General features: G+C 69.4%; 4 protein-coding genes. All 4 read right to left on the reverse strand.

Features of this window, described 5'->3' with window-relative positions; genetic code table 11:
* Window positions 1-673: uroporphyrinogen-III synthase (locus tag GA0115259_RS32465; RefSeq protein ID WP_093603600.1), on the reverse strand; the 673-nt coding region annotated here is incomplete at its 3' end.
* A gap of 187 nt (window positions 674-860) precedes the next feature.
* On the reverse strand, window positions 861-1,808 hold the full coding sequence (locus GA0115259_RS32470; RefSeq protein ID WP_093603602.1) for an FkbM family methyltransferase: 948 nt from the start codon (window positions 1,806-1,808) through the stop codon (window positions 861-863).
* Between the two features lie 150 nt (window positions 1,809-1,958).
* Complete coding sequence (locus GA0115259_RS32475; protein WP_256098238.1) at window positions 1,959-3,143, reverse strand: acyltransferase family protein; 1,185 nt, start codon at window positions 3,141-3,143, stop codon at window positions 1,959-1,961.
* Window positions 3,140-5,263, reverse strand: a complete 2,124-nt coding sequence (locus GA0115259_RS32480; protein WP_093603606.1) for a glycosyltransferase — start codon at window positions 5,261-5,263, stop codon at window positions 3,140-3,142. The genes GA0115259_RS32475 and GA0115259_RS32480 overlap by 4 nt, the downstream gene beginning before the upstream one ends.
* Between the last annotated feature and the right edge of the window lie 80 nt (window positions 5,264-5,343).

A 5,343-nucleotide genomic window follows, 5' to 3' on the forward strand; every position in this document is an offset into this window, starting at 1 on the left:
GCAACGCGGCCAGCCGGCCGCGCTCGCCGGCGCGCGACAGCAGCGAGGCGGCGGCCGGCGCGCTGGTGAAGGTGACGGCGTCCAGGGCGCGGGCGACGGTCGCGTCGATGAGCCGGTCGACCGGTGCGAGATCCTCCGGCGGCATCCAGCGGTGGACCGGTACGACGACGACCTCGGCGCCGCCGGCCCGTAGCGACTCCACGAATCCGGGCAGCGGCTCGCCGTGCAGTTGCAGCGCGATCCGCCGGCCCTCGACGCCCTCGCGGAGCAGCCGGTCGAGCACCTCGGCCATCGACTCGGCGCCGGGCGACCAGGCCTCCGCCAGCCCGGCGGCCCTGATGGCACCTCTCACCTTGGGCCCGCGGGCGAGCAGTTCGACCGCGCGCAGACAGGCCAGCAGCTCCTCGCCGTGGCCCCAGCCGTCCGCCGCCTCGATCCAGCCGCGGAAGCCGATCGCCGTCGTCGCCACGACCACATCGGGGACGCCGTCGATCAATTCCTTGGTGACGGCGAGGAGTTCGGTGTCGTCGGCGGGCCGCACGATCCGCAGCGCGGGCGCGTGGACGACGGAACCGCCGTACCGCCGCAGCAGCGCGCCCAGTTCACCGGCGCGCCGGGCGGCCGTGACGCCGATCGTGAATCCCGCGAGAGGGCCGTACCGTCGGCCGTCCATGCCGCTCCTCCCGGTCGCCGGGCGACCGAGACTGTCAACGGCGCGTGACGGGCCCGGTTCACGGGCATTTCCGCGCTGTAACGAACGACCGGGCTCCCACGGCCCACCTCTGCCCGCGCCCGGCGAAGGTATACCGCCCGGCTACGGCCGGACCCGGGTACGGGCGGGCCCGAGCGCGCCCGGACCGTCAGGCGTACTCGTTCTCCCGCGGCGCGAAGATCAGATTCCGGCTCTTGCCGGGACGTCCCTCGGCGATCGGGACGAGCCGCTGGTCCTCCTCCGAGATCCAGCGGAACGTGTAGTCGAGATCCGCGAAAGGCCCGGTGAGTTCGTCCATCGGCGTCGACGCCAGGGCTTCGAGAATGATGACGGGCCGGTCGCGCTTGATGAGCTGCTGCGCTCCCTCCAGGACGCTGGGCTCGTGCCCTTCGACGTCGATCTTGATCAGGTCGACGGATGTGTCCCCGAGCGTCTCGTCCAGCGTGACGAGCTGGATACGCGCGGTGAACGCGCTGGCCAGCGGCTTGGCGAACTCCTCCAGCGAGGAGCCGGTGGAGAGCAGATTCGCCAGCGGGAAGCGGATGTTGATGTCCGCCCGGCCGCCTTCGTCCGAGACGCCCTTCTGGTGCAGCACAAGATTCTTGAGACCGTTCGCCCGGTGGTTGATCGCCAGCCTGGCGTGGATCGGAGGCACCGGCTCGAAGGCGTGCACGGTGGCCTTGGGGCTGGAGAGGGCCGCGATCATCGCGTAGTAGCCGACGTGCGCGCCGACGTCGAGCACCGTACGGCTGGCGGCGGCCAGCCGGCTCCAGTGGTACAGGCTGCCCATCTCGTAGCCGAAGCGGCCGTTCCAGACGGTGTCGAGGGCCACGGCCTCGTCGTTCGCGCAGAACATGACGAACGGAGGACAGAAGCCGGAGTCGATCTCCACCCATCCCTGGTAGGGAAACGCCTTGCGGTGGGTGTTGAGGATCTCGGTGGTCGTGGTCGGCCGGACCCGCACGGCCTCCTTCGCGGTCCGCCGGTTCGCCTCGTCGAGATCCCGTATCCGGGTCCCGAGCGCCGCGGCCGGCCGACCGGACCCCGGCTTCCCGGTGGCACTCACACTTGACGAGATCTTGCGGAGGATCTTCACACGTGCTCCTCGGGAGACTTCCAACGGAACGGCCGGTCGAGTACGGCGATGCTGTCGACAGTTGATGAGCTCAGGATGTTGGGACGGTGAACACAGGGCGAATCATCGGCCCACCCCGGACAGCCGGGAGCTGTACACGGGCCGCGGACATCAGTCCCGGGCCGCGCGCTCCCGGGCCTCCTTCGCTCCGTTCGGCCACAGCCGTGGCGCGCGTTTCGCCGCCACGTCCTCGACCCAGCCGATCGCCAGGATCATCAGGGCGATCAGCGGCCAGACCAGGACCAGGGCCGTGTACGCGGAGTCCAGCTCGGCGGAGTACGCGTCGATCCCCGGGATGTTCCAGAGCTGGTCGATGAGCGGGACCGTCGCCATGATCAGCAGGTTGTGCCAGAGATAGATCGTCACGGCACGGTTGTTGGCGAGCGTGATCACCGTGTCGAACTGCCCGAGCCTGCCCGGGAGCTCCCGCCACGACGGTGAGTACTGGAGCAGGATCGCGCAGAAGCCCAGCGACCACATCGCCTGGGCGAGCGGGATCTCGTCCAGGTTCCAGCCCTCATCGGTGAGATGGCCCGAGGCCCACCACAGGGCGAAGGCCATGGTGAAGGCGGCCAGCGAGACCGTGATGTAGCGCGGGACCTTACGGAACGCTCCGTCGTTGTGGGCGAAGCCGAGGACCCAGCAGGCGCCGTAGACCGCGAAGTCGGAGAGTGCCTCACCGGTCTCGCCGGGAATCTCCACCAGGCCCGAGCCGAGGACAGCGGTGAGCGCGACCGGGAGGAGCAGCGTTGCCCAGGGCACCTTGCGGAACGCCCACAGCAGCAGCGGCGAGGCGAGGACGAACCAGAGATAGGCGCGGATGTACCAGAGCGGACCGGCCGCCTGCTCGGCCCAGGTCTCCTCCAGCAGACCGCTCGGCGAACCGTTCTCGTACGGGTACGGCGGAGCGCCGAACGGCACGATGTAGTTGGCCAGTCTGAGGAACCACCACAGTCCCTCCTCCCTGGCCGGCCGCCAGCCCAGCACGAACATCAGCGGTACGACGACCAGCGCGAACGCCCACACCGGCGGGAGCAGCCGGCGCAGCCTGCCGCGGATGACGCTCCACGGAGGCCGCTGCGACAGGGACCGGGCCATCAGGGATCCGGCGAGCGCGAACATCACGCCCATGGACGGGAAGAGGATCGTCAGCCAGGCCCAGCCGAAGACATGGAACACGACGACTCTGACGAGCGCGACCGCCCGCAGCAGGTCCAGATAGCGGTCCCGCCCGCCGGCCGCCGGGACGGCCTGATCGCGCGCATGGGCTCGGGTACCGACGGAATGAGCGTTCACGCGACGGGCCTCCGATCGGCACCACGCCCACGCGGGCCCGGGATCGAGCCCGGCGCCTCCACCACTCCGGTACGGCGCAGCTTCTGCCACCGCAGCCGGCCACCGGTGAGCGCGGTGATCCAGGACTGGAGCAGCACCACATACATGAGCTGCCGGTAGAGGATCTGCTGGAGAGGCAGCGAGATCAGATGGGTCATCCGTTCCCGGTCGAGCCGGAAGGCGTACGCGGCACAGACGGCCTGGATGAGCAGTACGCCGAGCCAGGCCACGACGGTCTTCTGGGTGGGGCCGAAGACCAGGCCGTACAGCAGGAACACATCGATCAGCGGCGCCAGGAGCGGTGCCAGCACCATGAAGAGCGAGACCAGCGGCAGTCCGACGCGGCCGAAGCGCCCGGAGGGACCGCGCTCGAACAGGGCGCGGCGGTGCTTCCAGATCGCCTGCATCGTGCCGTAACTCCAGCGGTACCGCTGCGACCAGAGCTGCTGCACCGACTCCGGCGCCTCGGTCCAGGCACGGGCGCGCTCGGCGTAGACCACACGCCAGCCGTCGCGGTGCATGGCCATGGTGATGTCGGTGTCCTCGGCGAGGGTGTCCTCGCTCATCCCGCCGACCCGCTCCAGCGCCTCGCGCCGGAAGGCGCCGACCGCGCCCGGGATGGTGGGCATGCAGCGCAGCATGTCGTACATACGGCGGTCGAGGTTGAAGCCCATCACATACTCGATGTGCTGCCAGGCGCCGATGAGACTGTCGCGGTTGCCGACCTTGGCGTTGCCCGCGACGGCGCCGACGCGCGGATCGCCGAAGGGCTGGACCAGTTCGCGGACGGTGGACGGCTCGAAGACGGTGTCGCCGTCCATCATCACGATCAGATCGTGGGTGGCGTGCGCGATGCCGTTGTTGAGGGCGGCGGGCTTGCCGGAGTTCACCTGGCGTACGACATGGACATTGGGCAGCCAGAGCGCCTCGACGATGTCCGCGGTCCCGTCGGTCGAGCCGTCGTCGATGACGATGACCTCGACGGGGTGGTCGCTCTCCATCAGCGAGCGCACCGTATTGGCTATGCACTCGCGTTCGTTGTACGCGGGCACCAGCACGGTCACCGGTTCGGTGACGGGCTGCCCCCAGGTGAAGCCGCGGCGGCGCACCCGGCGCGCGTGCGCGAAGGAGAGCACCAGCATCAGACCGAACCGTGCGAAGACCAGCACACCGATCACGGAGAGCCCGACGACCAGCACACCGGTGATGTCGTCCGAGAGGGCGACGGCGGCGACCCAGGCCTTGCCCTTCCACAGGGCCATGCCCGTGACCTGCGTATGGGCGCTGGGCGCGCCGAGGGCCTCGGTGACGGTGGTGAACTCGTATCCGCGCTCCTGCATCTTCGGCAGGAAGTGCCCGAGCGCCTCGACGGTCTGCGAGCGGTCGCCACCGGAGTCGTGCATCAGCACGATCGCGCCCTTGCCGCCCTTCGGCGTGGCTTTACGGCTGATCACATCGGCGCCGGGACGCTTCCAGTCCTCACTGTCGGTGCTGTCGAGGACGGTGATGTAGCCGAGGCTGCCGATGTACTCGGCGACCGGCCAGGACTTGTTGTCCATGGCGGAAGAGAACGAGGAGTACGGCGGCCGGAAGAGCGAGGTGCGGATGTCGGCCGCGCCGGCGAGCGCGAGCTGGTTCTGGGAGAGCTCCCATTCGATCCGCGACTTCGTCTGGAAGGAGAGGTCGGGATGGTTGAAGGTGTGCAGGCCGATCTCATGGCCCTCGTCCACCATCCGCTTCACCAGCGCCGGATAGCGCGAGGCCATCGTGCCGGTGACGAAGAAGACGCCGTGGGCGTCGTACTCCTTCAGTTTGTCGAGGACCTTGGGAGTCCACACCGGGTCCGGGCCGTCGTCGAAGGTGAGGACGAGCCTGTGGTCCGGGATGTTCAGCGCTCGGGGAGGAGCGGCGCCGCGGGCGTCGATGACCGGGCCGCCCTTGAGGATCCGCTCGGGCACCTGATCGGCGTCGACCGACTCGCGTACGCGGTGGTCGGCGAGGATCTCGCTGTGCACATAACCCCGCAGCATCAGCATCGCGAACAGCGCGACGAGGATGAGCGACGGGAGCAGATAGCGCATGGGCAGCCGATGGCGTCTGACGCGCGCCGCCTTGGTGTGGCGGGCGTTGTGACGGGCCTGGCCGCCGCTCTTCTGCCGGG

Source organism: Streptomyces sp. MnatMP-M17 (genome assembly GCF_900091995.1).
GTDB lineage: Bacteria > Actinomycetota > Actinomycetes > Streptomycetales > Streptomycetaceae > Streptomyces.